This window comes from Methanoculleus sp. DTU007, from assembly GCF_001512385.1.
GTDB lineage: Archaea > Halobacteriota > Methanomicrobia > Methanomicrobiales > Methanoculleaceae > Methanoculleus > Methanoculleus thermophilus.
On the sequence record NZ_LFRO01000077.1, the window covers coordinates 5267 to 31640 of the forward strand.

Annotated in this window: 33 protein-coding genes and 1 tRNA gene; 20 read left to right on the plus strand and 14 right to left on the minus strand. The window is 56.3% G+C overall.

What is annotated here, in order from left to right; all coding sequences use genetic code 11:
• A partial coding sequence (locus tag ACI94_RS08370; RefSeq protein WP_286681300.1) for an MBL fold metallo-hydrolase occupies positions 1 to 731 on the plus strand: 731 nt, incomplete at its 5' end.
• A 31-nt stretch (positions 732 to 762) separates the two neighbouring features.
• Here ACI94_RS08370 and ACI94_RS08375 read toward each other — a convergent pair.
• Together ACI94_RS08375 and ACI94_RS08380 are read right to left on the minus strand one after the other, a co-directional pair.
• A complete protein-coding gene (locus ACI94_RS08375) occupies positions 763 to 1620 on the minus strand; it encodes a mechanosensitive ion channel family protein (RefSeq protein ID WP_286681301.1) in 858 nt (285 codons plus the stop codon).
• A complete protein-coding gene (locus ACI94_RS08380; protein WP_286681302.1) occupies positions 1620 to 2258 on the minus strand; it encodes a DUF432 domain-containing protein in 639 nt (212 codons plus the stop codon). Before ACI94_RS08380 ends, ACI94_RS08375 begins: the two co-directional genes overlap by 1 nt.
• A 520-nt stretch (positions 2259 to 2778) precedes the next feature.
• Between ACI94_RS08380 and ACI94_RS08385 the strand changes: the two genes are divergently transcribed.
• The 3 genes from ACI94_RS08385 (at position 2779) to hisE (ending at position 5075) form a co-directional block, all read left to right on the plus strand.
• Entirely contained in the window at positions 2779 to 4260 is a 1482-nt protein-coding gene (locus tag ACI94_RS08385; protein WP_273258845.1) for an ATP-binding protein, read from the plus strand.
• 88 nt (positions 4261 to 4348) lie between these two features.
• Complete coding sequence (locus ACI94_RS08390) at positions 4349 to 4789, plus strand: NusA-like transcription termination signal-binding factor (protein WP_066958314.1); 441 nt, start codon at positions 4349 to 4351, stop codon at positions 4787 to 4789.
• On the plus strand, positions 4782 to 5075 hold the full coding sequence (gene hisE / locus ACI94_RS08395; RefSeq protein WP_066958316.1) for a phosphoribosyl-ATP diphosphatase: 294 nt from the start codon (positions 4782 to 4784) through the stop codon (positions 5073 to 5075). The genes ACI94_RS08390 and hisE overlap by 8 nt, the downstream gene beginning before the upstream one ends.
• A gap of 20 nt (positions 5076 to 5095) precedes the next feature.
• Here the strand turns inward: hisE and ACI94_RS08400 are convergent, their stop codons facing one another.
• The 6 genes from ACI94_RS08400 to ACI94_RS08425 form a co-directional block, all read right to left on the minus strand.
• The gene (locus ACI94_RS08400) at positions 5096 to 5506 is read right to left on the minus strand and encodes a bifunctional nuclease family protein (protein WP_224732841.1); all 411 of its coding nucleotides are present in this window, start codon (positions 5504 to 5506) and stop codon (positions 5096 to 5098) included.
• An 82-nt stretch (positions 5507 to 5588) separates the two neighbouring features.
• Positions 5589 to 6629, minus strand: a complete 1041-nt coding sequence (locus ACI94_RS08405) for a flippase-like domain-containing protein (protein ID WP_066958319.1) — start codon at positions 6627 to 6629, stop codon at positions 5589 to 5591.
• 146 nt (positions 6630 to 6775) lie between these two features.
• Positions 6776 to 7345 (minus strand): DUF357 domain-containing protein, encoded by a 570-nt coding sequence (locus ACI94_RS08410; RefSeq protein ID WP_066958321.1) that lies wholly within the window; start codon positions 7343 to 7345, stop codon positions 6776 to 6778.
• Positions 7342 to 8094 carry a diphthine synthase gene (gene dph5 / locus ACI94_RS08415; protein WP_066958322.1) on the minus strand — a complete coding sequence of 251 codons (753 nt, stop codon included), beginning with the start codon at positions 8092 to 8094 and terminating at the stop codon, positions 7342 to 7344. Before dph5 ends, ACI94_RS08410 begins: the two co-directional genes overlap by 4 nt.
• A gap of 67 nt (positions 8095 to 8161) precedes the next feature.
• Positions 8162 to 10012, minus strand: coding sequence for a ferrous iron transport protein B (gene feoB, locus ACI94_RS08420; RefSeq protein WP_066958324.1), 1851 nt, complete (start codon positions 10010 to 10012; stop codon positions 8162 to 8164).
• On the minus strand, positions 10009 to 10641 hold the full coding sequence (locus ACI94_RS08425) for a metal-dependent transcriptional regulator (protein WP_273258852.1): 633 nt from the start codon (positions 10639 to 10641) through the stop codon (positions 10009 to 10011). Before ACI94_RS08425 ends, feoB begins: the two co-directional genes overlap by 4 nt.
• Before the next feature lie 116 nt (positions 10642 to 10757).
• On the opposite strand from ACI94_RS08425, the gene ACI94_RS08430 reads away from it, so the two are divergent.
• The 3 genes from ACI94_RS08430 to ACI94_RS08440 all read left to right on the plus strand — a co-directional run bounded on the left by ACI94_RS08430 (position 10758) and on the right by ACI94_RS08440 (position 12982).
• Entirely contained in the window at positions 10758 to 11888 is a 1131-nt protein-coding gene (locus tag ACI94_RS08430) for a helix-hairpin-helix domain-containing protein (RefSeq protein ID WP_286681303.1), read from the plus strand.
• A 165-nt stretch (positions 11889 to 12053) separates the two neighbouring features.
• Positions 12054 to 12395 carry a hypothetical protein gene (locus ACI94_RS08435; protein ID WP_286681304.1) on the plus strand — a complete coding sequence of 114 codons (342 nt, stop codon included), beginning with the start codon at positions 12054 to 12056 and terminating at the stop codon, positions 12393 to 12395.
• A complete protein-coding gene (locus ACI94_RS08440) occupies positions 12392 to 12982 on the plus strand; it encodes an undecaprenyl diphosphate synthase family protein (protein WP_066958403.1) in 591 nt (196 codons plus the stop codon). Before ACI94_RS08435 ends, ACI94_RS08440 begins: the two co-directional genes overlap by 4 nt.
• 46 nt (positions 12983 to 13028) lie before the next feature.
• Here the strand turns inward: ACI94_RS08440 and uppS are convergent, their stop codons facing one another.
• From uppS to ACI94_RS08470, 6 genes are all read right to left on the minus strand, one after another.
• Complete coding sequence (gene uppS / locus ACI94_RS08445) at positions 13029 to 13808, minus strand: polyprenyl diphosphate synthase (protein ID WP_286681305.1); 780 nt, start codon at positions 13806 to 13808, stop codon at positions 13029 to 13031.
• Positions 13789 to 14739 carry a radical SAM protein gene (locus tag ACI94_RS08450; RefSeq protein ID WP_394326386.1) on the minus strand — a complete coding sequence of 317 codons (951 nt, stop codon included), beginning with the start codon at positions 14737 to 14739 and terminating at the stop codon, positions 13789 to 13791. Before ACI94_RS08450 ends, uppS begins: the two co-directional genes overlap by 20 nt.
• A gap of 273 nt (positions 14740 to 15012) precedes the next feature.
• Entirely contained in the window at positions 15013 to 16131 is a 1119-nt protein-coding gene (locus tag ACI94_RS08455; protein WP_286681306.1) for a KamA family radical SAM protein, read from the minus strand.
• A gap of 274 nt (positions 16132 to 16405) precedes the next feature.
• Complete coding sequence (locus tag ACI94_RS08460) at positions 16406 to 16780, minus strand: Zn-ribbon domain-containing protein (protein ID WP_066958333.1); 375 nt, start codon at positions 16778 to 16780, stop codon at positions 16406 to 16408.
• A 22-nt stretch (positions 16781 to 16802) separates the two neighbouring features.
• Positions 16803 to 17171, minus strand: a complete 369-nt coding sequence (locus ACI94_RS08465; RefSeq protein ID WP_066958405.1) for a DUF2073 domain-containing protein — start codon at positions 17169 to 17171, stop codon at positions 16803 to 16805.
• Between the two features lie 5 nt (positions 17172 to 17176).
• On the minus strand, positions 17177 to 17818 hold the full coding sequence (locus tag ACI94_RS08470; protein ID WP_066958335.1) for an Era-like GTP-binding protein: 642 nt from the start codon (positions 17816 to 17818) through the stop codon (positions 17177 to 17179).
• Between the two features lie 212 nt (positions 17819 to 18030).
• Here ACI94_RS08470 and ACI94_RS08475 point away from each other — a divergent pair, with 212 nt between their 5' ends.
• The 13 genes from ACI94_RS08475 to ACI94_RS08535 all read left to right on the plus strand — a co-directional run bounded on the left by ACI94_RS08475 (position 18031) and on the right by ACI94_RS08535 (position 26368).
• A complete protein-coding gene (locus tag ACI94_RS08475; protein WP_066958336.1) occupies positions 18031 to 18594 on the plus strand; it encodes a cyclic nucleotide-binding/CBS domain-containing protein in 564 nt (187 codons plus the stop codon).
• Entirely contained in the window at positions 18591 to 19346 is a 756-nt protein-coding gene (locus ACI94_RS08480; protein WP_066958338.1) for a CBS domain-containing protein, read from the plus strand. The genes ACI94_RS08475 and ACI94_RS08480 overlap by 4 nt, the downstream gene beginning before the upstream one ends.
• A 39-nt stretch (positions 19347 to 19385) precedes the next feature.
• The gene (locus tag ACI94_RS08485; RefSeq protein ID WP_066958340.1) at positions 19386 to 20333 is read left to right on the plus strand and encodes a CBS domain-containing protein; all 948 of its coding nucleotides are present in this window, start codon (positions 19386 to 19388) and stop codon (positions 20331 to 20333) included.
• 6 nt (positions 20334 to 20339) lie between these two features.
• The gene (locus ACI94_RS08490) at positions 20340 to 21182 is read left to right on the plus strand and encodes a CBS domain-containing protein (protein ID WP_066958342.1); all 843 of its coding nucleotides are present in this window, start codon (positions 20340 to 20342) and stop codon (positions 21180 to 21182) included.
• Positions 21179 to 21961: an HPP family protein gene (locus tag ACI94_RS08495; protein ID WP_066958344.1), complete on the plus strand. Its 783-nt coding sequence runs from the start codon at positions 21179 to 21181 to the stop codon at positions 21959 to 21961. Before ACI94_RS08490 ends, ACI94_RS08495 begins: the two co-directional genes overlap by 4 nt.
• A 180-nt stretch (positions 21962 to 22141) precedes the next feature.
• On the plus strand, positions 22142 to 23119 hold the full coding sequence (locus ACI94_RS08500; RefSeq protein ID WP_286681307.1) for a deoxyhypusine synthase: 978 nt from the start codon (positions 22142 to 22144) through the stop codon (positions 23117 to 23119).
• 102 nt (positions 23120 to 23221) lie between these two features.
• Positions 23222 to 23306 (plus strand) — tRNA-Ser (locus ACI94_RS08505).
• Positions 23307 to 23340: 34 nt separating this feature from the next.
• Complete coding sequence (locus ACI94_RS08510; protein ID WP_066958347.1) at positions 23341 to 23790, plus strand: 30S ribosomal protein S13; 450 nt, start codon at positions 23341 to 23343, stop codon at positions 23788 to 23790.
• A gap of 12 nt (positions 23791 to 23802) precedes the next feature.
• Positions 23803 to 24351 carry a 30S ribosomal protein S4 gene (locus ACI94_RS08515; RefSeq protein WP_273259301.1) on the plus strand — a complete coding sequence of 183 codons (549 nt, stop codon included), beginning with the start codon at positions 23803 to 23805 and terminating at the stop codon, positions 24349 to 24351.
• Between the two features lie 4 nt (positions 24352 to 24355).
• Positions 24356 to 24745 carry a 30S ribosomal protein S11 gene (locus tag ACI94_RS08520; protein ID WP_066958350.1) on the plus strand — a complete coding sequence of 130 codons (390 nt, stop codon included), beginning with the start codon at positions 24356 to 24358 and terminating at the stop codon, positions 24743 to 24745.
• Positions 24745 to 25575 carry a DNA-directed RNA polymerase subunit D gene (locus ACI94_RS08525; RefSeq protein WP_066958352.1) on the plus strand — a complete coding sequence of 277 codons (831 nt, stop codon included), beginning with the start codon at positions 24745 to 24747 and terminating at the stop codon, positions 25573 to 25575. The genes ACI94_RS08520 and ACI94_RS08525 overlap by 1 nt, the downstream gene beginning before the upstream one ends.
• Positions 25572 to 25940, plus strand: a complete 369-nt coding sequence (locus ACI94_RS08530) for a 50S ribosomal protein L18e (protein ID WP_066958354.1) — start codon at positions 25572 to 25574, stop codon at positions 25938 to 25940. The genes ACI94_RS08525 and ACI94_RS08530 overlap by 4 nt, the downstream gene beginning before the upstream one ends.
• A gap of 5 nt (positions 25941 to 25945) precedes the next feature.
• Positions 25946 to 26368 carry a 50S ribosomal protein L13 gene (locus ACI94_RS08535; protein ID WP_066958355.1) on the plus strand — a complete coding sequence of 141 codons (423 nt, stop codon included), beginning with the start codon at positions 25946 to 25948 and terminating at the stop codon, positions 26366 to 26368.
• Positions 26369 to 26374 lie beyond the last annotated feature (6 nt).

Sequence of the window (26374 nt, forward strand, 5' to 3'; positions counted from 1 at the left end):
CCTCCGATTACCTCATCGGGAAGCATAATCGTTCCCGACGAGAGACCGGATGTCTGGAGTCTGTTCTGATGCCCACTCTCATCGAGGTCTACAACAACATCCCCTTCCGGCCGGATCTCGCCACGGATTGGGGATTCTCCTGTTTTATCAAGGATGCCGGGCTGCTCTTTGACACCGGGGGGCGCGGGGACGTGCTTGCCGCAAACATGCAGACGCTCGGGATCGACCCGGCTTGCGTCCGGCATCTCGTCCTCTCCCACGACCACCACGACCACATCGGCGGGATCGCGACGGTTCTCGCCGATAACCCGTCAACAGAGGTCTACGTCCATGACGCCTTCTCGGAGAAGACTCTTGGACTGATCCGGGAATACACCGAACCGCGGATCATCCGCAGATGGACCGGGATCGCGGACGGCATCGCCGTGACCGGGCCGCTCGGGACCGGCATCCGGGAGCAGTCGCTCGTAATAACCGTACCGGGCGGTCTTCTCATCGTCACCGGGTGCGCGCACCCGCAGATCAGCCGGATCATCGAACGGATCTCACAGGTTGGACCGGTATGGGGCGTCATCGGCGGGCTGCACACCGTCACCGGCGAGGATATCGACACCCTCGCCGGTGTGAAATACCTCTCCGCGTCCCACTGCACCGATAAAATTGCAGAACTCCAGGCACGCTACCCGGAGTCGTTTTGGCCGGGAGGGGTCGGGAAGGTGCACCGTTTCTAAAAAGAGTTTGAGATTGGTTATTTTCAGGGACTCAATCGTCCCCTTTCTTCCCGGCAGCCCGGTTCTTCACCTCAAGGTTGTCCGCAAACGTGATGGTCCGTTGCGGGAAAGGCTTTTCGATACCGTTCGCCTCAAGTGCCTGCTTGATCTTCCAGAGGAGATCCGTCCTGACATCCCACCAGTTCCGGGCCGGCGCCCATATGTAGACGGTCAGGTTGACGCTGTTATCACCGAGATTGTCGACGAAGACCGATGGCGCCGGGTGCTTCAGAGCGAAGGGATGGTTCGCGATGACCTCCCTCGTGATCCGGATCGCCTTATCGGCATCGTCCTCATACCGGATACCGATCTCGTACGTAAACCTCCGGGCAGGGTTGTTGACGTAGTTTGTGATATTTGACGTAAAGGCCTTCTCGTTCGGGATCCGGACGTAGATCCCATCATACGTCTTGAGAACCGTCGAGAGGACGCGGATATCCTCAACAATGCCGTTTATGCCGGCGATATTTACATTATCCCCAAGTTTGATCGGCTGCTCAAACATCAAAAAGAGGCCGGAGATCAGGTTCGAGACGACGCTCTGGCTGGCAAAACCGATGACCAGACCGGCAACTCCCCCGGCCACCAGAAGGCCGGAGAGGTCGAAGCTGAGTTGCGGGAGAGCGATGACGAACGCCCAGAGGATAATGATGTAGTAGATCAGTTTTGTGAGCAGCTCAGACTCGTTCTTGGGCAGCCGCTCAGCAAGGAGTCTGCGGGCGTTTATCGAGACGACTTTCGCGACGATCACGCCGATGATGAGGGCGATGGCAAAGTACAGGACGTTCCCGAGGGTGATATTGCCAACCCCAATAGAACTATCCAGGATCTCAGTCACGTTAAATGCCATCAGTATCCCCACTCCATCAGGTAACCCCGGTCAATCATCGGGATCTTGCGGGCTACATGCAGTTCAATGGCCTTTGCCATGCCTGGCCGAAGTGGTTTATCGGCGAAGTTCGTCTCCGCAAGCGTCCTCGCGATGATCTTCATCGACGCAGAGATCGCAACAATCTCATCGTAGTAGATCTTCATATCGGTGGTGTCAAAGACCGCATATGAGACCTCTGCCCACTCGGTGTACGCGTTATGGATGGAGAGTTCCATCACCCCTTCACGAAGGGGCTCGACCGGTGGGATCTCCGGGTAAATCTCGCTCTTGTACCAGCGGGCAATGAGCCCATCCGTAGGCGAGCCGTAGAGCGTGAACTTCTGGCTGCCGAGACCGAAGATATCAAGCACCCTGATGTCCTTTGCAGATTCTAAGAAGACCCCCATCTCGATGGGGAACTTCAAGTAGACCGTCTGAGTGGCTCCTGGTTCGACGACAATCGGAGGGAACTCTATCTGCAGGAAGTTGGTGATATCCTCAGGGAGGTTGTGCGGCTCCACTGGATTGATGATAAACTCACCCGTCTTTGAGACCGGAACTCGCTCAAACGTCCGTCCTTCGCACCGGCGCCGGTAGGTCAGAAGACCGTTATTCATCTCGGTTTCCACCAGAATGTCCCCACATTCTCGGCGAAATGTACCATAATAGCGCCCGAACATCACTATTCCTATACAGATACTCAAATATTAAGTTGCTCGACTGAGCGTGAAATGCCGCCCTTTGCGTTGCCGGACGCTCCAAAAAATAACTGCTAAAATATTTATATTCAGTTTTTACCATCAAGTAAAAAGCGAATAATAAGAATGCCATCAGTTATGACAGGAAGAAATCTGATAATGCATAAATAGTAAACTACCAATCTAGCATATTCCAGAGTGAATAAACAGACACTCTTTTAAGTGGATCTTCCAGATACTCTTCTACGCATCTGCCACCAGACTGATGATACGCCGCACCTTCTTTGCCATCTTAGAGTGATCGAACACGAAGGCGCGCGAGCATCGTAGGGGATAGAAAGATAGTAATAAGCGTGAGGCACCATGCCTGCCGGCAGGTAGGAGGTCGCGCTCAAAGGGGGCATGCACAGGTAACTGGGCCGAGAACTGTTTCCAGGTGATGTATGTGAAGGCAAACCAGGAAGAAATCAAGGATACTATAAGTCACGGCCAGATACCCTTGAGCATCTTCAATCACCTCCAGCAACCGGCACTTGTTCTCGACTGCGAGGGTCGGGTAATCGTCTGGAACGAAGGAATGGTGCAATACACAGGGATTTCTGCTGAGGAAATGATTGGGAGGGGCAGTTACGCCCATGGGAAAGCATTGTTCGGCGAGCGCCGCCCCACACTGGCGGACTGTATTCTATCGCATGACGAACCCAGGAGCGACCACTACCTCCTGCTCCCGCACGAGGGAGAGGGGACGCTCGCCAAGTCACAGATCACTCTCGCATCCGGCAGAGAGATCGTCTGCATGGCTGCGCCCCTCTGCGACGCCGATGGCCAGCAGGTTGGAGCGATTGAGATCTTCCAGGATCTGCCCCACGCACCGTCGGCCGAAGACCCCTCCGAGATTTCGCAGGAACAGGTTCAGATCCTGGCAAATTCGCTGCCGGATATGATCTTCACGCTTAACCGGAAAGGTGTTTTCACCCAGTTCTTCTGGACCAGCGCTCGGAACGAGGGCATAAACCCGGATGATATCGTAGGAAAGACTCCTTACGATCTGTTTCCGCCCAGGGAGGCGGAATTCCTGATCGATGCAGCGCGCCGGGTTATCGAGGCGGGAGAGAGAGTATCAGAGACATGGTCATTTCCATGGCACGGAGATCAGCGGTCGTTTATGGTCACCATGAATCCCCTGCACAACTCGACAGGGAAGATTGTGGCGGCCACCGGGGTCAGCCGTGATATCACAAGAGACCTCCTCTGCGAACGAGTTCTCCAGGAGACCAGCCAGTTCTCCAACCTCTATCTCGATCTGCTTGGTACCGATATCTACAATACTCACATGGTTGCAGCGACGATCATTGAGATGCTCCGGGAACGACTCTCCGGCGAAGAAGCGGAACTCGCTCAAAGGGTCAAGATCACGATCGAGCAGGGAATAAACGTCATCAAGAATGTTGAACTCTTAAATACGCTCAACAAACATCAGATCCGCCTGGAGCCGATTGATCTCGACTGTGTTATCCGCGACCAGATACGGCGCTACGCAGGCATCGATATCCGGTATGAGGCGAAAAGTCATATGGTCTGGGCAAGCCCCCTCCTTGAGCACGTCATATCCAACCTGATCAGCAACTGCATCAAGTTTGGCGGCATGAAGGTGCGGATCGAGATATCCGTCATAGAGACCGCAGATATTGTGACGCTCTCGGTCGCAGATAACGGGATCGGTATCCCGGATCACTTAAAACCCAACATCTTCGACCGATTCAATCGTGAGGGGAAATCCACGCCCGGAAGTAGGGGACTGGGGCTCCATATCGTTAAAACCCTGGTTACCCGGTATGGGGGACGTGTCTGGGCATCGGACAGGGTTCCTGGCAAACCCGAGGAAGGGGCAGCAATAAAGATAATCCTGCAGAAATGCTAGCCGGTTGATTAAAGCAATTCGAGTACTCAGATATATATCCCTCAAGCGACTATATCATACCGCATCATTCCCATTGGGGACTGCTTCAATGATCCGAACCATAAGTTTCAAAGAACGACGATATATCGAAGAGTTGAGAATCCTCACCCGGGCGACCGCGCTGGACTGCATCATCGATGAACGCTTCGACCGCGTGGTCTACCTTATAAAAGAAGGAGATATGGGCCTCGCTATCGGCCGGAAAGGCAGCAATATCAAAAAGATGCAGAGGGTCCTCGGGAAACGTGTAGAAATGGTCGAATATTCTCCAGAGATTGAAAAGTTTGCGAAGAATGTATTTAAGCCGGCCGATGTCGTCGGGACCAACAAAGGCGACAACGGGAGGCTCACTGTCTATGTGAAACCGGGTGACCTTGGCATCGCCATCGGGAAAGGCGGATGCACCATCGAGAAAGCACGTATCCTCATCTCCCGGTACTTCAATACCGACCTAGGCGAGGTGCTCACAGCAGGAGATGCCCATGCGTGACTGGAACATCCTAGAAGAGCTCTGGCAGGTCATTCAGGATCGGGCCGAGCACCCGTCGGCCGAGAGTTACGTCAGTTCGATCCTGACCCACAGGAAAGGGGTCGATAAATCCCTGGAGAAGGTTGGTGAAGAGGCGGTCGAGTTCATCATTGCTGCAAAGAATCAGGTCCCGGAAAGGACGATATCGGAAGCTGCCGATCTCCTCTTCCACTTTTTGGTAGCACTTAAAGCATCCGGCACCGATGTGGCGGATGTACTCGACGAGCTTGCCGCACGTCGAAAGTAAGAGAGGGCCCTCCCGGTGGATTAGAGGTACTCCTTTAAGTCCACCATCCTCGGGAGGTCATCCTTCTTCACTGCTGCGGACTCCACAACAGTGTCCTCAATCATGATGGGAGCACGGTAGCGCAGAGCGATGGCTATCCCATCACTGGGCCGGCAATCCATGATCTCAGTGCGGGAGCCCTGCCGGAGGAGGAGTTTGGCATAGAAGACACCCTCCTCCAGGGAATCGATGTGCAGAGCATCCAGAGTTATGTCAAAATTTCGAAACAGCTCAACGATGAGGTCGTGGGTGATAGGCCGGGGCAGCATCTCACTATTGAGCGCGTTGTTGATCGAGATTGCCTCCCAGAGCCCGACATATATGGGTATCGTGCTGTCGCCCCCGGCATCCAGGACGACTGTCGGTGCTGCCCCCATCTCGCTCACCGACATGAACACGCCCTGAACCCTACAACTTTGAGCCGCCATGTGATCACCAGTTCATAAGTTTAATGAGGTTTAAATCTTGGGGTCTTCACTGCCGGTGATTTGTGCGGGCAAGGATCTCGCGTCGTACGATGACAAGACTCGAGAGCAGGCCGAGCAGGATGTTGAGGTAGTAGAGGATCAGCCTCCAGAGGAGGACGAAGACACCCACGATCGAAGACGGGACAAAGATGCTATAGAGCGACGTGGCGCCAAGCTCGGCAATCCCGGAACTGCCGGGGGTGAGGGGGATCATCATGATGATGGCGATGATTAGCTGGACAACGAACGACTCGATGAGGTACGGCGGCTGTCCGAGGCCGACAAGGAGCAGCGATGCGATGGCGAACTCCGAGAGCCAGAAGAGCAACGTGAAGAGAAAACCCCACACAAGGCCGCTTCTACCGTGATTCATGAACTTGACAAGGCCCGCATTGAAGTTGTCCACCTCCCGGTCGATCGTATCAAGCAGGCTCTCAAGCCGCTTCAAGCGCCAGCGCCGGTCGATCCAGCGTGATATCCACTTAAGGACCCGTTTGAGGCTATCAGGGTTCTTCACCGAGTAGACAAAGAACAGCACAAAGAGCGTGACGAGGATCCAGGCGGTGTACATCAGGAGGCTAAGACCACTGAACCCCGAGGTGAGGCTGCTCCAGTATCGGCCGAGGAAGAGCATAGAGAAGGCTCCAAGCAATCCAAGGACAATCCCGTCAAGTATCCGTTCCATCACGACGACGGCGGTCGCGTCCCCGACCGGGACGTTTGCCCGGTAGAGTTCATGAATCCGGACCGGCTCCCCGCCTGCTTGGGACGGGGTGACCGCCGCAACGAGCATGTTCGCGAGCACCAGGTTCAGACAGTGTTTGAAGTTCACCCGAAATCCTAGTGACGCCGACATTCCCTGGATACGGAGCGCCCAGAAGACAAGCGAGACGATGTGGAAGAGAACGGCGAGGGCAAGGTAGAGTGGGTTAATCCGGCTGAGGTACTCGACCGTCATCTCATCGACGGTGAAGTACAGGACACCGATCAGCACAAGGACACTAAAGCTGATCGAGACGAGCAGCCATTTCCACTGAGACCTATTCATCCTCAACCCCCCGGCATCAGGCCGGATCCACGATCTTTTCTGGATTTTCGAACAATTTCAGGAGAGAAATGCCTGAAATCGGATTAATAAAGTATTGTGTAGGAAGTATATAACGATGATTTTATGTTGAGACCGGGTCTAGACCCCTAGACGGTAAAGAGATCGCGCTCACCGGTTATTCTGAAAAGCCCCGCGCGGATGCCGGCGTCCAGCCAGGCATACCCATAACTATATCGGGCAAGGGCTCCGGGAAGATCCACGGCCTCGAGACGCTCCACGCCTTCTTTATACCAGAACGCTGCCCAGGAGTAAAGCACCTCCCCCCCCGCATAGAGCGGACTTGCCTCGTCCGCCCCCACTTCGACCGCAGACAGAGCAGCATTGAGCATCCTGCGATACCGATGGGTCTTTTCGTGCAGGTGGGCGCTCATGGCATCCGGGATCTGCGCATCCACTCCGACTGGCGGATGGCCTGACTGCGGCTCAAGCAATCCCAGGCTTGTGCCGCAGTCAAGCCACCCGAGCCCGTAGGCAAAGGCTGCAAGCGCGTTTACCGGATCGCCCGTTCGAAGAAACGTCCAACCATCACTTAAGTACGCTGCAGCCATCTCGAGCACCTCGTCCGCCGCCCGGCCAAGAGGCGTTCCTGCCGGAACGGCAGTCCTGGTCCGGGAGAGAGCCTCCGAGAAGAGTGCCCCGTACTCTTCGAGGGTCATAGATCGGCAAAGACCTCCAGATACTCACGCTCCATGGGATGGAGGTCCGCCGGGACGACGAGAACGTGGAGTGGAGGTCCAAAATCGGTCTCCTTGAGTTTCGCACCGGTCCCAGCCCGGACTACGGGGTTCTCGGACCCAGCCCGGGCGATGCCCACGTAGAGCGTGGGCGGCTCGATCCCGCACTTCTCCGCCATCTCCTCGAGGATGGTGATCGCCTCTGGTATGCGCATGTAGCGATCCTTCTGGATATCGAGGTAGACGAGCGTATGGAGGGAGAGTTCAAGGTTTTTGGCTATCGTCTCGATGGGAGTCGTCGGGAACCACCCCCTGGCCGGGAACGGAACCGAACAGGACTTTCCGAACCGGTAGTTCTGGAGACCCGAAAGACCCGAGACTGCGCTCGATATGGACGATGCGTGAATGATGGAGGTCGCAACCCCGGCAGCAGCCGCCCGTATCCGGAGATCGGCGTGTGTCGTCGAGATCATGGGGTCCCCTCCGGTCAGGAACGCCACCTGACCACTCGCCGCACGCTCGATGATCTCATGGGGGTCCTGTTCAACATCCTCGCGTGCAAGCACCCTGATCTCCTTCCCAAAGAACGCCTCCATCTCGGAGACGTCCGCACCCATCAGCCGCGACGTGTATGCCTCCAGATAGACTGCATCAGCATTCCTGACGTAATCAAGGCCTTTGACGGAGATATCACCGAGATCGTAGAGGCCGAGACCCACGAACGTTAACATGATCAAATCACTCCTCAACTGTCGGCGCTCCTGCATCGTAGAAGTAACGGATCACGGGGGGTGGGTCCTACCCCAGAAGATGGAAGAGAAGAGCCCCGACAAAGAGACCGAGGGCGACAGTATATGCCGTGATCGCAAGCGTGATCCGTGCCCCGACCTCACGCAGGAGGACCGTGATGGTCGCAAGGCAGGGGACGAAGAGGACGGTCACGATCGCAAAGATATAGAGTTGGAGGGACGAGAGCACCGAGCCGAGGTCTGCAGTGCCCGCGAGGATGGCAAGGGTCTCAAATGCCATCTCCTTTCGCAAGATCCCGAAGATGAGGGCTGTTGCAGAGTACCCGGGAAGACCGAGGAGGGCCATGGTGTAGGGCTCCACGATCTGCTCAAAGAGGGTCATGATGCCGAAGAACTCAAGCAGCCCAAGGACGACGCTTCCTGCAAGGAGGAGGGGCATCGCGATGAAGAGAAACTCGGAGAGGCGCGACCAGGCCTTTTTTAGCACCAACCGCGGGTCCGGCCGACGGAGCGGGACCATCTCCATGATCATCCCGAAGCGCTCCCCGGGTGTCACACGGGAGAGGAAGAGGCCCGTTATGAGGATCAGAACAAAGACAATGGCGTAGACGCTGAACGCCGCCCCGATCCCGACGAAGGCTGCCACAATCCCGGCGATGACGACGGTCCGCGCCGAACATGGGACCATCGTGGCCAGGAACGAGCCGATTATTCGCTCGCGCCGCGAGTGCAGGAGCCGTACGCTCATGATGGCCGGCACGTTGCACCCGAACGCCAGGGTGAGGGGGATGACCGCCCCACCGTGCATGCCGAGACGGTGCATCGCGTTGTCGGCGAGAAACGCCGCCCGGGTCATGTATCCGGAGTCCTCGAGGATGGAGATGAAGATATAGAAGAGGAGGACGTACGGGAACGCTATCCCAAAACCAGCCTGGAGCGCGAGCAGGATGGAGGCTCCCACTACATCGATGAGCGGCGGCAACCCGAGCATGTGGAACGGCTCCAGTGCAAATACATCGAAGAGTTCGACGATCATCTCCTCAAGAAACGTCCCGAGCGCAAAGACCAGGAGGAGCATCCCCACGAGAACCCCAAGGAGAATGGGGATGCCCGGGAAGGCCCGCGTCAGGAAGCCGTCGAGGTCGGACCGGGGGAGCATCACGTCTTCTTTGAGCATCAGATCGGCGATCTGGTGGGCGAAGTTATGCCGGTTGGCAGCAATGATCTGGGCGGCCGTCATCCGGTGCCGGGACTCGATCTCGTCGGCGATCGCTCGTGCCGCTTCGAGCAGTTCCGGGTTATCGCCGATGCCCTGAAGCGCCTGGATGCTCTCTACACGATCGGCTCCAAAGATCTTCCCGAGGCTTCGGACGGCAGCTTCGATATGATGGTCGTACGGGATCTCCACCGTCGCCGGCCGGGTTGCGGCAAGGGCCGCCGGGATGATCTGATCGATGTTCTTCCCCTGCGCTGCGGCCGCGAGAATCACATCGACACCGAGGAGGTCGCGGAGCGGGTTGGTGTCAATCTCAAGCCCCTGTTTTACGGCTTCGTCGACCATGTTCAGCACAACGACCATCGGGAGCCCGTACTCCGCAACCTGGAGGAGGAGGTAGAGGTTGCGCTCCAGACGGGTGACGTTGGTCACCACAATAACCGCATCGATCTCCCGCTGCCCCAGGAACTCGCGGACCAGGGCCTCCTCCTCGGATTCACCATCCAGTGAGTAGACACCGGGGAGATCCACGAGTTCGATCATCTCGCGCTGAAAACAGGTGTTGCCCCGCTGCAACTCGACGGTGGTCCCGGGATAGTTGCTCACCTCGACCCCGAGGCCGGTGAGCTGGTTGAAGATCAGGGACTTGCCCACACTGGGATTACCGACCAGCGCAAACCTCATGGACACGACTCCACAATGATCGACGCTGCGACCTCAGGGCTGATGCCGATGTCGCATCCTTTTGCTCTGACGACGACCGAGTTGTTCGGGAGTTTCCGCCGGATCTGTACGACCTCTCCAGGGAAGATGCCGAGATCAAGCAGCCTGCGGTTCCGCCGGGGACCTCGTATCATCGCCACCCGGACGGTGTCGCCCTCCTTGCAGTCGAGCAGCGTACAGGCATCCCGCCCACGGCAGCGCCCCATACGTCCCGGCGCGGGCTGGTTGCCCCCCATGTAGGTGGAGAGCCGATCGATGGTCTCGTCGGAGATACCGTGTTCAAGCGCGCAGGCCTCTTTGCTCGCTCTATCCGCATCGACGCCGAGCATCTCTGTCAGGAAGCACTGGAGAACGCGGTGTTTCCGCGCCACCCGCGATGCCAATGTGAATCCTCTCTCGGTCAGTCTGACGGCACCGCCGGGAGCTTGCTCAAGATATCCTTCCTCGATCAGGGAGGTTAGCGTATCCTCGACGACCGTCCTTTCGGTATCGAGTGCGTCCGCTATCTCCTGCAACGCCACAGGACGCTTGCCGTCTCCCGTGATCGTGAGGATGGCCTCAAGGTAATCCTCGAATGCGGAGGGAAGCATGCTACATTCTTTTTAACTTATGGCAGTTTATGGGTTTGGATGACGTCATAGAGATCGGGGTGATGCACCCGATCTAGGGAGATCGGTTTCTCTATGGTTTCACCAGGATGAGACAGATGATGGGCCAGAAGAAGGAGATCACAAACAGGGAGATTGCCGATCGGCTTTCAACCATGGCCCGCCTGCTCGAGATCGCAGGAGAGGACCGACACAAGGTCCAGGCCTATGAGCGGGCGGCACGCCGGATCGAGCACCTCTCCTTCCCGGCCGCCGGATGCAGCGAGGAGGAACTCACTCGCATCCCGGGCATCGGGGTCCGGATAGCCGGCCAGATCCGCGAGATTGCGGTGACCGGAACATTTGCGGAACTCGAGACCTTGCGGACCGCCATCCCGGGTTCGCTCATCGAACTCCTTGGCGTTGCCGGCGTTGGACCACGAACCCTGCATCTCCTCTGGAAGAGGCTTGGCATCGAGACGATCGACGACCTGGAGCGGGCGGCAAAGGCGCGCCGGCTCCGTACGCTTCCCGGGTTTGGGGCAAAGAAGGAGGAAACAATTGCAAAAGGGGCTCGGCAATTCCGCCGGAGACCTGATACGATGACCCGCCCGCAGGTCGAGGCAGTTCTTGCAAACCTCAGAGCGTTCCTCCCGGAGGGAGAGTATACGGTTACCGGGAGTTACCGGCGGGGCGCCGCCACGATCGACGAGATCGAGGTCGTCACCATCGCCGATAAGGCAGCAGTTGCGGAAAGCCTTGCTACCATCGATGGGGCGCATCTGAATCTTCGGTTCACCGATCCGGCGAGATACGGCACCGCGCTCCTCTGCTCCACCGGGTCGGCCAACTTCCTGGAGAAACTTGCGGATGTGGCGCGCAAGAAGGGATACCGGCTCACTCCCGACGGTCTTTCGAGCATATCGGACGGGCGGGTGCATACGTTTGCGAGCGAAGAAGAGGTCTTCTCGTTTCTCGGGATGGCGCCCATCCCGCCCGAACTGCGTGAGGACCGCGGCGAGATAGAACTTGCCCAGAGACTCACCCTCCCAGATCTGGTTGATATCCATGATGTGCGGGGTGATCTCCATGCCCACACCGTCGCGAGCGACGGTCGCCAGTCGCTTGAGGAGGTAGCCGAGGCAGGGGATACCCGGGGCTACGAGTATATTGTGATCACCGACCACTCATCGAGAGTGAGACCAGAGACTCTTCTCAAGCAGCGGGACGCGATCGATAAGATCAACTAGCGGCACACCTGCCAGTTCCTTCTCGGGAGTGAAGTAGATATCAGGAGCGACGGCACGCTTGGGTATCCGAATAGAATTCTTGCGGACCTCGACCTGGTTATTGCAAGTATTCACTCAGGGTTCGGCCAGAACCAGGACATTGTGACCCGCCGGGTTCTTTCCGCAATGGAGAACGAGCACGTGGATATCATAGGACATCCGACGGGCCGCCTTCTCGGAAAGAGACCGGCCTATGCGGTCGATCTCTTCCGGGTGATAGACCATGCAGCGGAAACAGGGACGGCACTCGAGATCAATGCATCCCCTCACCGGCTCGATCTTGAGGATATTTATATCTGGCACGCGAAGAAGAAGGGAGTGAAGTTGGCAGTAGGGACCGACGCTCACCGTACCGGTGAGTTTGAAAATATGCGCTACGGGATTGCACTGGCACGCCGGGGCTGGTGCGCCCCGAACGATATTCTGAATACTCTACCCCTATCCAGTCTACAGGAGTGGCTCTCGTGATCTATCGGCTCTACGAGAAGATCCTCCTTCGCGATCTCCAAAAACTCCCGGAACAGATCTGTTTCATGATCACCGGGCAGGATATGCTCGATGCCCCCGAGAATATCTTCCGTGCCACCGAATGGTCCCGCGAACTCGGAATTAGGAGCGTCATGTTCCACATCAGTACCGACGCTCCGGCCAGCCTTGAGCGGTGCCTACCACGTATTCGCGCAATTTCCTCGATTGCGCGACTGACCCTCTATTACCTGGACAAAAAGGAGGTCAGCGGTGAGGGAATGGACGTGACGGTAGCGATCGGGAAGAGCGGACGGGAGGAGATCGCCGACTGTATCAGGAGGATGGCCAAGGACGGTATCGATCCTGAGGCGGTCGACGAAGACCTGCTTGAGTCCTACCTCACGTACAAGTATGAGCCGGACCTCGTCATCAAGACCGGCGGGGACCACCTGACCGATTTTCTCATCTGGCAGTCGGTCTACTCCGAACTCTTCTTCCTCGACGTCAACTGGGCCCTGCTTCGAAAGGTGGACTTCCTCAGGGCGCTTAGGGATTTTCAGTCACGTGCACGCCGGTTTGGACGATAAAAGAGGAGGCGCAACTGTATCAACATAAACTCCTGCTGATTCAGTTTCAACCCCGCTGGCCCGAGCTCTCCTTCAATCTCATCCGCTGATCGTAGACCCTCACTGCCCGCAAGAGATCGATCTTTCGGAATGCCGGCCAGTAGGGAGCGCAGAAGTAGACGGCAGACTCGTGACCATTCGCGAGCCAGGGGAGGAAGTTGGATGTCCGGCAGTCGTTGCCGGTCCGGATGATCAGGTCGACTGGAGGTATGGATTCTCCCCGATTGAGGTGGCTCTCAACGGTATCGGGATTGATGGTCGCAGGATCGAGGATACCCCGCTTGACCTCGTCGAGGATCGACCGGGCAGCATGCACGATCTCGTTCCGGCCGCCGTAGGCAAGCGCAACGTTGATGAAGTATTCTGAGTAGTGCTGCGTCGCCTTCTCCGCCGCATCGATGGTCTCAAGGAGGTCATCGGGGAGGAGAGAGCGGTCCCCTATCATCTGGACCCGGATATGGTTTTTGTGCACCCGTTTATCGGTCAGGATTGCGAGGAACTTCTCCCGGAAAAGTGCAAAAAGCTCGGCGAGTTCACGCTTATCTCTCCGGAAGTTCTCGGTAGAGAACGCATATAGCGTGATGTGCCGCACGCCAAGTTCACACGCCCAGTCGAGGACATGTTCCGTGGTATCTGCCCCTAGCCGATGCCCAAACGACGAATCAAGGCCTTGTTCTCTCGCGTACCGGCGGTTTCCATCCTGGATCACGGCAATGTGCCGGGGTATGTGTTTTACCTGCCACCGCAGGTAACGCTCATACAGAGGCTCAATCCTTGATCGCAGCATCGAGGGGCGTCACCTCCACTACCATGCCACCGTTAGGGTAGCGCTCGATGACATATTTCTTGCCTGGCAGCTCGGCACGGAGATCGGCAAGCACCCACCATGCCATCTCAACCCTCCCGTCGCAGATTGCATACTCATCCTCATCGAGAATCTCCAGGATCGCATCGAGATCGCCAGCCGGCTCGAGCACCCCATATACGACGGTCCCGTCGTCCGTCACCTCATCAAACGGGCGTGCAGTGTTCGCTGCGATTCGCTTTAAGCGTTCCCGCAACTGGACCGAGTCTTTGAAGCTCGACGAGCAGAAATGCACCTTTGGATCATCCGGAAGCTCCTTCACCCAATCGGCAGCCCCCTTCACCGCATTATGCAGCCCGTCAGCAAGTTCAAGCCCGCGTTCCCGCATGGCAGCAGCGCAGGTCTCCCCCCACTCCAGTTCATTGATGTTGAGAAAGTCAAGGAGCGGCAAGGCAACGGCAAGGGCACCAATGCCTGGAAGCGCCGGCACCTCGATGCCGATTACAAAGCCCATCTGACGAGCGAGAATGGCGGAACGGGCGAAGTCTGTCTCCAGAATACGAGGCCAGGACTCATGAGGCGGGTGCAGCCGGATCTCATCAACCAGCCCCTGCAAGCGCCGAAGCGCAGGTTCGTCCGGCGCGATCCCGGTATATAAATGAATCTGGTGCTCGGGACCAAAATGCTCCTTAAGGCGCTTCGCGTACTCCACCACCCGGTCGAGGACAAGCAACGGCTCGCCGCCGGTGATCCCGGTGCCAAGAGCACTCATGCTCTCCGCCACCTCGATCGCCTCGGACGGCGACGTGATCTTTTGCTCGTTCGCGAAGATCGCGTCTTGACCTTTTCGCTCACGCGAGAGTGGGCAGTACCAGCAGGTGCGGTGACACCGACCGGTCACGAAGAGTACCATCTTTGCACCCTGGTAACAGAGGATGCACCCTGGGCTCAGGTGTTGCCCGCCGGATACTGTTGCTCCCGACATATGTATCACAGGTGCTTAACCTATGGGAAGGCGAAGAAGAAAAGACTTGGCAGTTCACGAGAGAGCGCTCTCCCGGGCGCCGGATCCAGGTACAGGCATCTTATCTCTCCATCTGGCCGGAAAGACTCAAGAAAGCAAATGGCGGGGGAGGCAGTTGGCATTCAGGGCCGACCGCCCGTTCCTTCCCGGGGAGGAGGGGGTCTACATCGCTCCACTGGGCCCTCTCACTCTCCCTTCGTCGACCAGTTCGGTGTAATCATCGAACCAATAGGCATTCGGGTTGCTCTTGTAGATCATGAACCGTCCGCGATCATCAGGGTTTGCCGCCTGGTTGTACTTGAAGAACGTGTATTCATCAGTCTTCCCCACGACCTCAATCTTGCCGGTAGCGTGGGATATCACAAACCTGGCCCGCTTCGCAAGTCCCGAGCAGACTGCCCGTGCCTGCTCGAATATCCTGTAGGACTCCTCTACCGGAACCGCAAACGGCTTGTTCCCGACTGTAGGGCGGCACTGGAAGACATAGTACGGGTGGATACCGATCGATGCCAATTTGTTAAACAATCCAGCAAGCACTCCAGGATGATCGTTGATGCCGCGGAGCAGTGGCGTCTGGTTCATGACGATCGCTCCGGCGTCCTGAAGAAGGGAGACTGCCTGGCGTGCGGCCTCGGTCAGTTCACGCGGGTGGTTAAACTGAGCAATGATGTAGATGCGTTTATCATCCAGGCTGTATTGTCGGACCATATCGAGCAATGCAGGGTCGTTGATGATCCGGTAGGGATTATATGCAAGCATCTTTGTGCCAATTCGGATGATCCCGATATGATTAATATCACGTAGTTGCCGGATGATCTCGGTCAGCCGGCCAGTCTCAAGGGTCAGGGGGTCGCCCCCGGTCAGCAGGACGTTATTGATCTCCGGGTGGTCGCGAATATAGTCAAGCCCTTTGGAGACGTCTTTATTCACTTCACGTGCATCCTTGATGAAGAGGCGTTTGCGGAAACAGTAGCGGCAGAGACCTCCACAGGCATCGCTCACCAGCATGAGGGCAGTCTCCCGGTACTTGTGCTGCAACCCCGGCGCACGGGTATACCGGTGTTCCGATGAGGGATCGAGATGCCCCCAGGGCTCAAGTCCACCCGGGTTAGGGATGATCAATCTCCGGATGGGATCCTTGAGATCTTCCCAGTTAATCAGGGAGAGGTAGTAATCGTTCGATCGGAATGCAAAGAGATCTGTAACGCGTTTAAGTTCGGCACGCTCTTTTGCATCGATATTGGCAACCTGTTCCAATGATACAAGGTACTTCGGCTTCATAATCCTCCTTTTTCGTTGACACTCTCCTCTACGCGATACAGCCAGCAGTAATCGGGCCGCATAAGAGCGAGATCAAGAATGGCGATCCATATACGCAAACGGTTTATGGGAGTTCCATGCTCTCATGCAGGAAACCATTGCCCGGGATATGTGACTTTAGAGTGTCAGACCTATTATTACCTGAAAAATAGCTTTGAGAATACTTAAGATTTTGGCCCGAACCCGCAAAAACGGTCAAAGTCAGGCCAGTCTTTAAGAGGCCTTAAATTTTTGATTACTTTTTTTTACGAGCCATAGAGAGAATATCGACCACATACTTCCCCTCTTTTTCAAGACCAACGACAAATTCGTCAGATTTTGCCAATTTCTCAATATTCAACTCGTATGATCCGGGGCCAAGGATCCGGATGCTCTCAATCCGGTCAAAGACCTCGATCTCCTTCCTCTGTCGATCCGGCCGGACCTCAAGTACATCGCGCCCGGTCTCCCTCACGATCTCACTGACGGTTTTTTCTTTCAGCACATCGTCGTGTCGTTCAGCCTCACGAATGTAGAGAAATTTCTTCCCACCGCAACTAGGGCATCCTTTCAAGATCTTCGTCGAACCGTCTTCAAACTCCCTACCGCATTGCGTACACTTGTGAGGTATCTCAATCACCTGTGATCACTGTTCACCTTGAGGAAGAGATCCATGCGCTGATGAGATCTTTCTCCTTCTTTATAGTCTTGAGCTGGTTTGCAGGCCCAATAACCGTTAGCCGGGCTTCAGAACGTTTCCCGCCAAGGAGCCTTGAGAGAAAACCTTCCTGGACGTCTTTGACAGGGTAGGTCTCCATCTCGATACCGCTAAACCCGTCAGGCGTGATCTCCCGCATCGTAATCTCAATAAGTTTGCTCTGCTCATCCGGCGCGAGGCCCTTTTCCAGGATAACGATGTTGCCCTCCATAACATCGTCGAGGATCAGACGAATCTTCTCCATGCCTGTAAGCCGGTCAAGGCGTTCTGCCGAGATAAGGTCTATCTGTACACCCTGTATCATCTCCATCACCCAAAATAGGATGCCATCGTTTCATATAGTTCGTCTACATTGCTCCCCTCTAGACCCGATATGGCGACCACGGGGTGCTGGGGAAACGCACTCTTGATCCGCGCAGGTGACGCATCGGGAAGATCAATCTTGTTTGCGACAATCAAAACCGGGAGATTTCTGCTCTCAATAATCCCCACCATCATGATGTTCACCTGCTGGAACGGGTCCTGTGTGGAATCAAGCATATAGATGACACCATCAATGTCCTCCCGGAGCCAGTGCATCGCCTCGGCAACTCCTTCGGTTGCCTCCCGCGCCCGCTTGATCGCCTCCTCTTTCTCGAAACCGTACTCGAGAAACTCATTGTAGTCGATCTTGGTTGTCACACCCGGCGTATCGACGATATCAAAGGTGATCGCGTGACCGTTGCTGCCCGTGATGGTTATATTCTCCTTACGGCGCACACGACGGGTTTCGTGAGGCACCTCGCTGACAGGCCCGACTGCGTCCCCAATCCAATCCCGGACGATCCTGTTGGCAAGCGTCGTTTTGCCGGCATTGGGCGGGCCATAGATCCCAATGCGACGGGTCCGCTTCCCAAAGAACGCCTGAAGGATTCGGGAGATCCTTTGTTTTGTACGAACTAATATGCTCATCTGGCACCTTCTGATTGTCCATTTCGCGTATACTTACGTATGCTATGACACTCCCAGATAAATATAATTATATGTTCCATTCTGCATATGCCATCGGATATGGAGGAGAAACAGCAATTCGCTGGTGAGAGAATTCTTTTTATATTGTCAAAACCTAGATACACCTGAACCTGGATAATCGGCTCTCAAAACGACCGAATTAGGAGAATCCTATGATGAATAATAGCGATACCATCCACTTCGAGACACGTGTTCCAGTCAGGGAGGTCATGCGGAGCCATCCTACGACCATCGATGTGGGGGAAACAGTCGCCCGAGCGGCGCAGTCGATGTGCCGTGATGAGGTCGGTAGCTGTATCGTGCTGCAGAATAACCTACCCATCGGGATTGTTACGGAGGAGGATATTAATTGTAAAGTCGTCGCAAAAGACCTAAAGCCAAGTGAGGTTTATGTCAGCGAGATCATGAGCACCCCCCTGATCACGATCGGGGCAGAGAAGTTAGTCGGTGATGCGGCGGCGATGATGGTGAAAAACCGTGTCCGAAGGCTCCCTGTCGTCGAGAACCAGATGGTCATCGGGATCGTGACCGTCAGGGATATCCTCACCGTAGCGGCCGAAGTGAACGAGTTGCTGGCGGACCTTATCGAGATCAACCGAGAGGAGGAATACGCCATGGGCGTCTGTGATCGGTGCGGGAAGATGTCCGACGACCTCTCACGAGTCGATAGCCTTATGCTCTGTCCCACCTGTCGGGAAGAGGAGCAGTTGCTATGAAAGTGACCTCAAACCTGATGGTGGATATACCCACTCTACGGTGTGATGATTACATCACCAAAGCACGGAGCGTGCTCCGCGACGACGTCTTCCGTGAACTCTACGTTGTTGATGAGAAGGATCGCCTGATGGGCTACCTTGATATAACCGACGTCCTGCGAGTGACGGACACCAAATCGAACGTTACCGTTGGGGGGTTTGTCAGGGAGGCTGCACAGGTCACCCCCGAGACACCCCTCGTTGAGGTTGCCCGCGCAATAATGAGTGCCAATACAAATAGTGCCGCTGTTGTTGATGAAAACGGTTCATTCTTGGCCGGAGTACTCTTTTCCGAACTCTTTCCGGTCCTGATCTCGCGCTACAATATACCCGGGCGGGTTGATGATGTCATGTCACGCAAACCCGTCACCTGCACGTCCCAGGACCCCATACATCGGATTTATAACCTGATTGTAACAAGTGGCTTTATTGCGTTCCCGGTAATGCAGAAGAACGAAGTCATCGGCATCGTCTCCCGGAGAGACCTCCTGCGTGCAGGAAGCATCCGTGCATCGGTGAAGAACCAGGCGGAAACCACAGTGGACCGGGTGATGACGACACCCGTCATCAGTGTAGCGCCCGATGATCAGATCGCAACGGCGAGCCGACTGATGGTCGACCACGACATCAGCCTCCTCCCGGTCATCGATGAGAGGAAGAGGCTCGTCGGCGTTATCGACCGTCATGATGTCCTGAGCTGTCTCGCCCGGTAAGGGCGCCTCCGGACATTAACCTTCCAGAGGAGTGATACCATGCAACCACACTCGAATAATTCTGATAAGAAACCGGCTGACAGGCTCCTGAAGATGCCGGGCAAGTTCGATCGCGGACCGGTCGATTTCAAGTCACGCCCCGCAGACTACGAAGGCGAGATCATGACAATCGCCACAAGGAATGTCGTGACAGCCCAACGAACCACCCCAATCATCCAGGCTGTCGAGATCATGACTCGTGAAGGGTTCCGCCGACTGCCGATCATTGATGCGGGAACGCGCCATCTCCGCGGGATCGTGACCGTCACCGATATCATCGACTTCATGGGCGGCGGCGACAAGTTCAATCTGGTGCAGGTCAAGCACGGAGGGAACTTCCTTGCGGCCATCAACGAAGGGCTACGCGAGATCATGACCTCGAATACTATTACGATGCCAGTTGCCGGGAGCATTGGCGATGCAGTCGATATCATCGTCAACCGGAATATCGGCGGGATCCCCATCACCGACCCAGAAGGAACCTTAAAAGGCATCGTAACGGAGCGCGATGTGATGAAGGTGCTCACCACCGAGCATTCCAATCGCAAGGCAGAAGATATCATGAAACCCTCGGTGCGTGTCACAAGCCCCGATACCCCAATCGGCAAGGTCTGTGAAGAGATGATTAAATGCAGGTTCCGGCGGCTCCCGGTCGTCGTGGATGATGTTCTCTGCGGTATCGTTACCGCCACCGATATCATGAATTATCTTGGGAAGGGCAAGGCCTTTGAGCAGTTGACGACCGGAGATGCTGCCGAGGTGATGGGAGCACCGGTGCGGTCGCTCCTCTCTGGAGAACTCCACACCATCACGCCGGATCGGAATATTCACGATATTGCCGTCGAGATGATTCAGCGTCGTGTCGGGGCGCTTCCCGTGATAGAGGACTCCCACCTCGTGGGGCTCGTGACGGAGTATGACCTTGTAAAAGCATTTGCAGAGGAGTGAAGAAGTATGCGTGCCGTTGATGTGATGTCCGCTCCGGTGCACGTCGTTGCACCAACCGATAACGTCGCCTATGCGCGAAACCTGATGCTCAAGCACCGCGTGTCAAGGCTCCCGGTCATGGAAGAGGAGACGCTCCAGGGCATCCTCACCAAGAAAGATATCGCGTATCGACTCAGGCAGACGGAACCAATGTGGCGTCGGCGACCCATCGACCGGATACCGGTCAGCATACTGATGGCACCTAACCCGATTACTGTAACTCAGGAGACCGGTATCCGGGATATCGCGATCAGAATGCTCGACCGGGACATCTCGGGACTACCCGTAGTCGACGATGATGGCAAGGTGGTCGGCATCGTCACCAAACTTGACGTTATGCGTTCTGCCTACGTACGCGGGCTGCAAGCCCGGGTCGACGAGATTATGGAAGAGGCAGTCACGGTCAACCGGTATCACTCACTTGACCATGTCATCAACACGATTCAGGGAAAAAACGATAAACTTATCGTTGTCAATGACAATGGAAGCCTTGCCGGCATTATTACGGAGAGTAATCTCGCGTTCTATGAGTACCTGGATGAACGGATGAATCTGCCCAGAAAGGACGTCAAACATCTCCGAAAGGAAGAGCCGGCGGGGCAGAAACGGTTCAGGTACGTCGTAGAGGTATCGGCAGTTGCAGAGGACATCATGAGCCGTCCTGTCATCACCATCGCTCCGAACGCATCCCTGCAGGACGCCGTCGGGCTGATGCTGGAGCACCAGATCAACAGTCTCGTCGTAGTGGAGGATGATGATATTCAGGGTGTGCTCAAGAGAGATGATATCATCAAGGAAGTGGCAAAATGAGCGACAGATTACAGGTACTTATCAAAGACGTGATGGCAAAACCGATCACCATCGCCAAGTCTGCCTATGTCAGCGAAGCGCTCGAGAAGATGCTTGATGAGGGCGTCGATCCCCTTATCGTGACCAACAACGGCACGGTCATCGGCACAACATCCCGTGCGGCAATCGCCGAGTCACTCGGGAGCAGAAAGACCCATACACTGAAAGCCACATCCATACATGTCGCAAACACCGTCGAAGAGAACTTCACCTCCGCGTACCCGGATCAGAGCATCGACATTCTGGTGCCGCTGCTCCAGCGCTACAAACTCGTCGTGGTACTTGATTCCGATCACCGTCTCATAGGACAGGTGACGGCAGGTGACCTCCTCAAAGTGCTCCGGCCGGCCGGCAACCTCCTGGAAACAATGGAACCGGCGCATTTCATTCAGGCCGAGGAGCGGGCTGTCCACCTCCGCAGGAGGATGCTGGACAACAACATCAACCGGTTCATCGTCGAGGACGGAGATACGGTCCTTGGGATCGTCACGGAGACCGACGTCGCAAAAGCGCTCCATGCTTTCAAGGACATCGTGGAAGGAACCCGCCAGGACTACCGGATCAGAAACCTGCTCGTGCGCGATATCATGAGTTCGCCCCTGATCTCGGTGGACGCGGATACGGACGTCTCGGATGTCATCGATCTCATGCTCAAGAAGAACATCAGTTCCGTCCCGGTCATGCAGGACGGCAAGATTGCCGGAATCGTAACCAGGAATTCGCTTGTTCAGGCCCTGTGAGAGGGGCTCTGAAAAATCTTTTTTGCGGCCGGCGAGGTTCGGTCAGTGGTATTCAATCAGAGATCAGGTCTTATTACCGGTATCTGCAACTCCGCCCGTTGAGTTCCTGGCGGCGGGTCTCACCCGACCCGGCACCAACCATTAATACCCCATAACCAGAAACGATATCACGATATTTCCATGAAACCAACGCAGCCTGTCAAACCAAACAGTAATATAACGGCCCTCCTTGAGGCTATGAGCAAGACCGGCTTTCAAGGGCGAAAACTCGGGGAGTCGCTCGGGGTCTGGACAAGGATGGTCAGGGATCCGGACTGCACGATATTCATGGGGCTGTCGGGGGCAATGATCCCGGCAGGGATGCAGAACGTGCTGATCGAGCTTGTCAGGCACCGCTACGTCGATGTCATCGTCTCGACAGGTGCAAACATCTTCCATGATACCTGCGAGCACCTCGGCGTGCGCCACTATCTCGGCCACCACCACGCAGACGATGCCGCACTCTTCAAAGAGGGCATCGACCGGATCTACGATGTCTTTGCATACGAGGAAGAGTTCCGGAGCGTCGACGCGGAGATTGCCCGGTTCGCCGACGAGATTGCCCCGTTCAACGGATCGTCACGCGCATTTATCCGGCGTCTCGGAGAATGGCTCCGCGAGCGGCGGCCACAGGGTCAGTCGCTCGTCGCCACCTGCGCCGAGTATGACGTCCCGATATTCATCCCCGCACTCGGCGATTCGTCCATTGGCATCGGTCTCGTGATGGCCCGCCGGCGCGGGGTCGACGTGAATATCGACCAACTCGCCGACACCGACGAGATCACCCGCATGGTCGAGGAGGCGAAAAAGACCGGCGTCATCTATATCGGCGGTGGTGTGCCGAAGAACTTCATCCAGCAGACGCAGGTCATCGCCTCAATTCACGAGCAGGACCTCGGCGGGCATGCCTACGCAATTCAGTACACTACGGATGCCCCCCACTGGGGCGGTCTCTCCGGGTGCACATTCGAAGAGGCGATCAGCTGGGGCAAGGAAGCACCCGAGTCACCGCGGGTCCAGTGCTTCTGTGATGCGACGATTGCTCTCCCCATCGTCGCTTCAGGCCTGATTGGGAGCGGGGTTGAGCGTGCTCGCCGCCCCTCCCAATCACCACAATAATTATTAACATAACACGCCAAAGTCTATAGGCACAAGTCATAGAATGCTGTGTCTGGAGCAATACCTCAGGTGTTGCGAGTATCGAAAGATGCGAAATTCTATGTTGAGGTAGCCAAGCCTGGTATGGCGCAGGTTTGCTAAACCTGTGTCCCCCTGGGACTCGAGGGTTCAAATCCCTCCCTCAGCGCTTTCACCGACAACGTCGATGATGAGGCGATTACATGGATGAAGAAGAGATAAAGTACTTTGTTCGGATCAGAAATACTGATCTCGACGGCACGAAGGCAGTGCATATCGCACTGACCGGGATCAAGGGCATTGGTCCACGCACTTCACGCACCATCACCGCCCTTGCCAATGTGGATCCCCGTGCAGTGCTCGGCAAGCTGGATGATGCATCTATCGAGCGAATTGCAACCGCCGTCGACACCTACATCGAGCAGGTCCCGGACTGGATGGTAAACCGTCCCAAGGATGTCTACACCGGAGAATCCCGCCACCTCCTCGGCACCGATCTGACCCTGGTGAACGACGAGGACGTCAACCGGATGAGAAAGATGCGGTGTTACCGCGGTATCCGGCACGAGACCGGACAGAAGGTCCGTGGTCAGCGCACCAAGTCCACTGGAAGAACGGGTATGACCGTCGGCGTCAAGAGAAAGAAAGAGTAACGCGGTGATTAAATGGGATACCCAGGTAAAAACCACAAGCAGTACGCGACGCCCAAGCGGCGGTTCGAGAAGACAAGGATCGAGGATGAAAAACAACTCGTCATCGACTATGGGCTCCGGAACAAGCGTGAACTCTGGAAGGCTCAGAGCGTGCTGCGGAAATACCACGCCGCAGCCAGGGAACTGGTGGCACTGCGGTCGGCAGGTACCAGTCCTGAGGAGTACCAGAAGAAGAGGGACCAGCTCCTCAACCACCTCTACCGCTACGGGCTTGTTGGTGAGAACGCCGATGTCGGTGACGTTCTTGCGCTCAAAGTCGAGCAGCAGCTCGACCGTCGCCTTCAGACACTGGTCCTCCGCAAGGGACTTGCTCGCTCTCCCAAGCAGGCACGCCAGTTCATCACCCACGGCCACATTGCAATCGCCGGCCGCAGAGTGACCATTCCGGGCTACCGGGTCGAGAGATCTGAAGAGGCAGAGATTACTTACTACGGCTCCTCCCCATTCACGAACGACGTCCACCCCGAGAGAAGCCGCATCGCCCGCGCAGGAGTGAGGTAAAACCATGGCAGAAGAGAAATGGGGCATTGCCCACATCTTTGCGTCCTTCAATAACACCATCATCACGATCACGGATCTCTCCGGCGCCGAGACTGTTACCAAGAGCAGCGGCGGTATGGTCGTGAAGCAGGACCGGAACGAGAGCTCGCCATATGCTGCCATGCAGATGGCAATCCAGGTTGCGCAGAACGCGCGAGACAAGGGGATTACCGGCGTCCACGTGAAGGTGCGTGCACCCGGCCGCGGCAAGCAGCGGAGCCCCGGGCCTGGAGCTCAGGCAGCAATCCGCGCTCTTGCCCGTGCCGGGATGAAGATCGGCCGCATCGAAGATGTCACCCCGGTGCCCCACGACAGCATCCGCAGCAAGGGCGGCCGGAGAGGAAGGAGAGTGTAATGGAGATAGCGTTTTCTCGACTGGATGAGAGAGTCGCCAAATTCACCATCAGTGGTGTTTCCATATCGTTCGCCAATATGTTCCGGCGTGCGATGATCAGCGAAGTGCCGACGCTCGCTATAGAAGATGTCCGTATTTACGACAACACGAGTGTCCTCTTCGACGAGATGCTGGCCCACCGACTGGGACTCATACCGCTCCGGACGGATCTGGAACGCTACAGACCACGTAGCGAATGCACCTGCGGCGGCGCCGGATGTCCGGCCTGCACCGCAACCTATACCCTCTCCGTTGAGGGACCAAAGACCGTCTACTCGAGCGACCTGATACCTCAGGATCCCGACGCCGCTCCAACGGAGGATAAGATCCCCATTATCACCCTTGCCGAGGAGCAGAAGGTCGTGCTCGAAGCGCAGGCTGTTATTGGCTTTGGAAAAGAGCACGCCAAGTGGCAGGCAACAACCGCCTGCGGGTACAAAACGTATCCTGAAATCGCCATCGATGAGCGGTGCGATGGATGCGGCATGTGTATCGACGAGTGCCCGCGCGGGGTGCTAGAGTCCAGACAGGGGAAAGTTCAGGTCATCGAAGGACGGCTGGAGTACTGTTCCTTATGTAAACTCTGCGAGCGGGCATGCCTTTCCGGCGGCATAGGCAGTGAGCCAGCCATCCATATTGGCAGCGACACGAACCGATTCATCTTTGTGGTGGAGAGCGACGGATCGTTGCCCGTCCGGGAGATCATCGAGAGAGCGCTTCAATACATTCAGAAATCATCAAATGACCTGATAGGTGTGATGAACGAGATAACGGGAGAGGGGACTGCATGAAGAAGACAACCGAGAACAAATCAAACCCCCGGCTGACCGCCCTCATCATGACGCTCAAAGATGCGTCGCGCGTACATGAGGTAAGCATCTGGCGTGAGATTGCAAGAAGACTGGATGCACCCCGGAAGAACTACGCTGAAGTAAACCTCAGCAAGATCAACCGCTACGCAAACGGGGATGAGACGATCCTGGTGCCGGGTAAGGTGCTTGGCAGTGGCGTACTCAATCTGCCGGTAAAGATTGCTGCACTGGACTTCTCCGAGACCGCGGTGAGCAAGATCACCAGCGCCAACGGGACGTGCATGACTATCGAGGACCTTGTTCGGGACAACCCGAAAGGGAGCAAGGTACGGATTCTCAGGTGAGACGGATGGTTACAGTTATCGATGCAGATGGACTACTGCTCGGAAGGATGGCCAGCATCGTCGCGCAGCGTGCTCTTGCCGGCGAGGAGATCGCCATCGTGAACGCGGAGAAGGCGATCGTCTCCGGAAGCAAGGCACAGGTGCTTGAGAACTACAATACAAAGCGCATGCGAGGCTCCCGTGAGGGCGGTCCGTTCTTCCCGCGTAGACCCGACCAGATCGTCAAGCGCACCATCCGCGGCATGCTCCCGTATAAGCGCGAGCGTGGCGTTGCTGCATTCAAGCGGATCAAGGCATATGTCGGCGTTCCGGCAGAGTTCAGCGGAGCGGAGGCCGAGTCGATTCCAGAGGCTCACATCGACCGGTTGAGCAGCCCGAGGTATGTGACCATCGGAACAATCAGTTCCAACCTCGGAGCAAAATACTAAATAGGG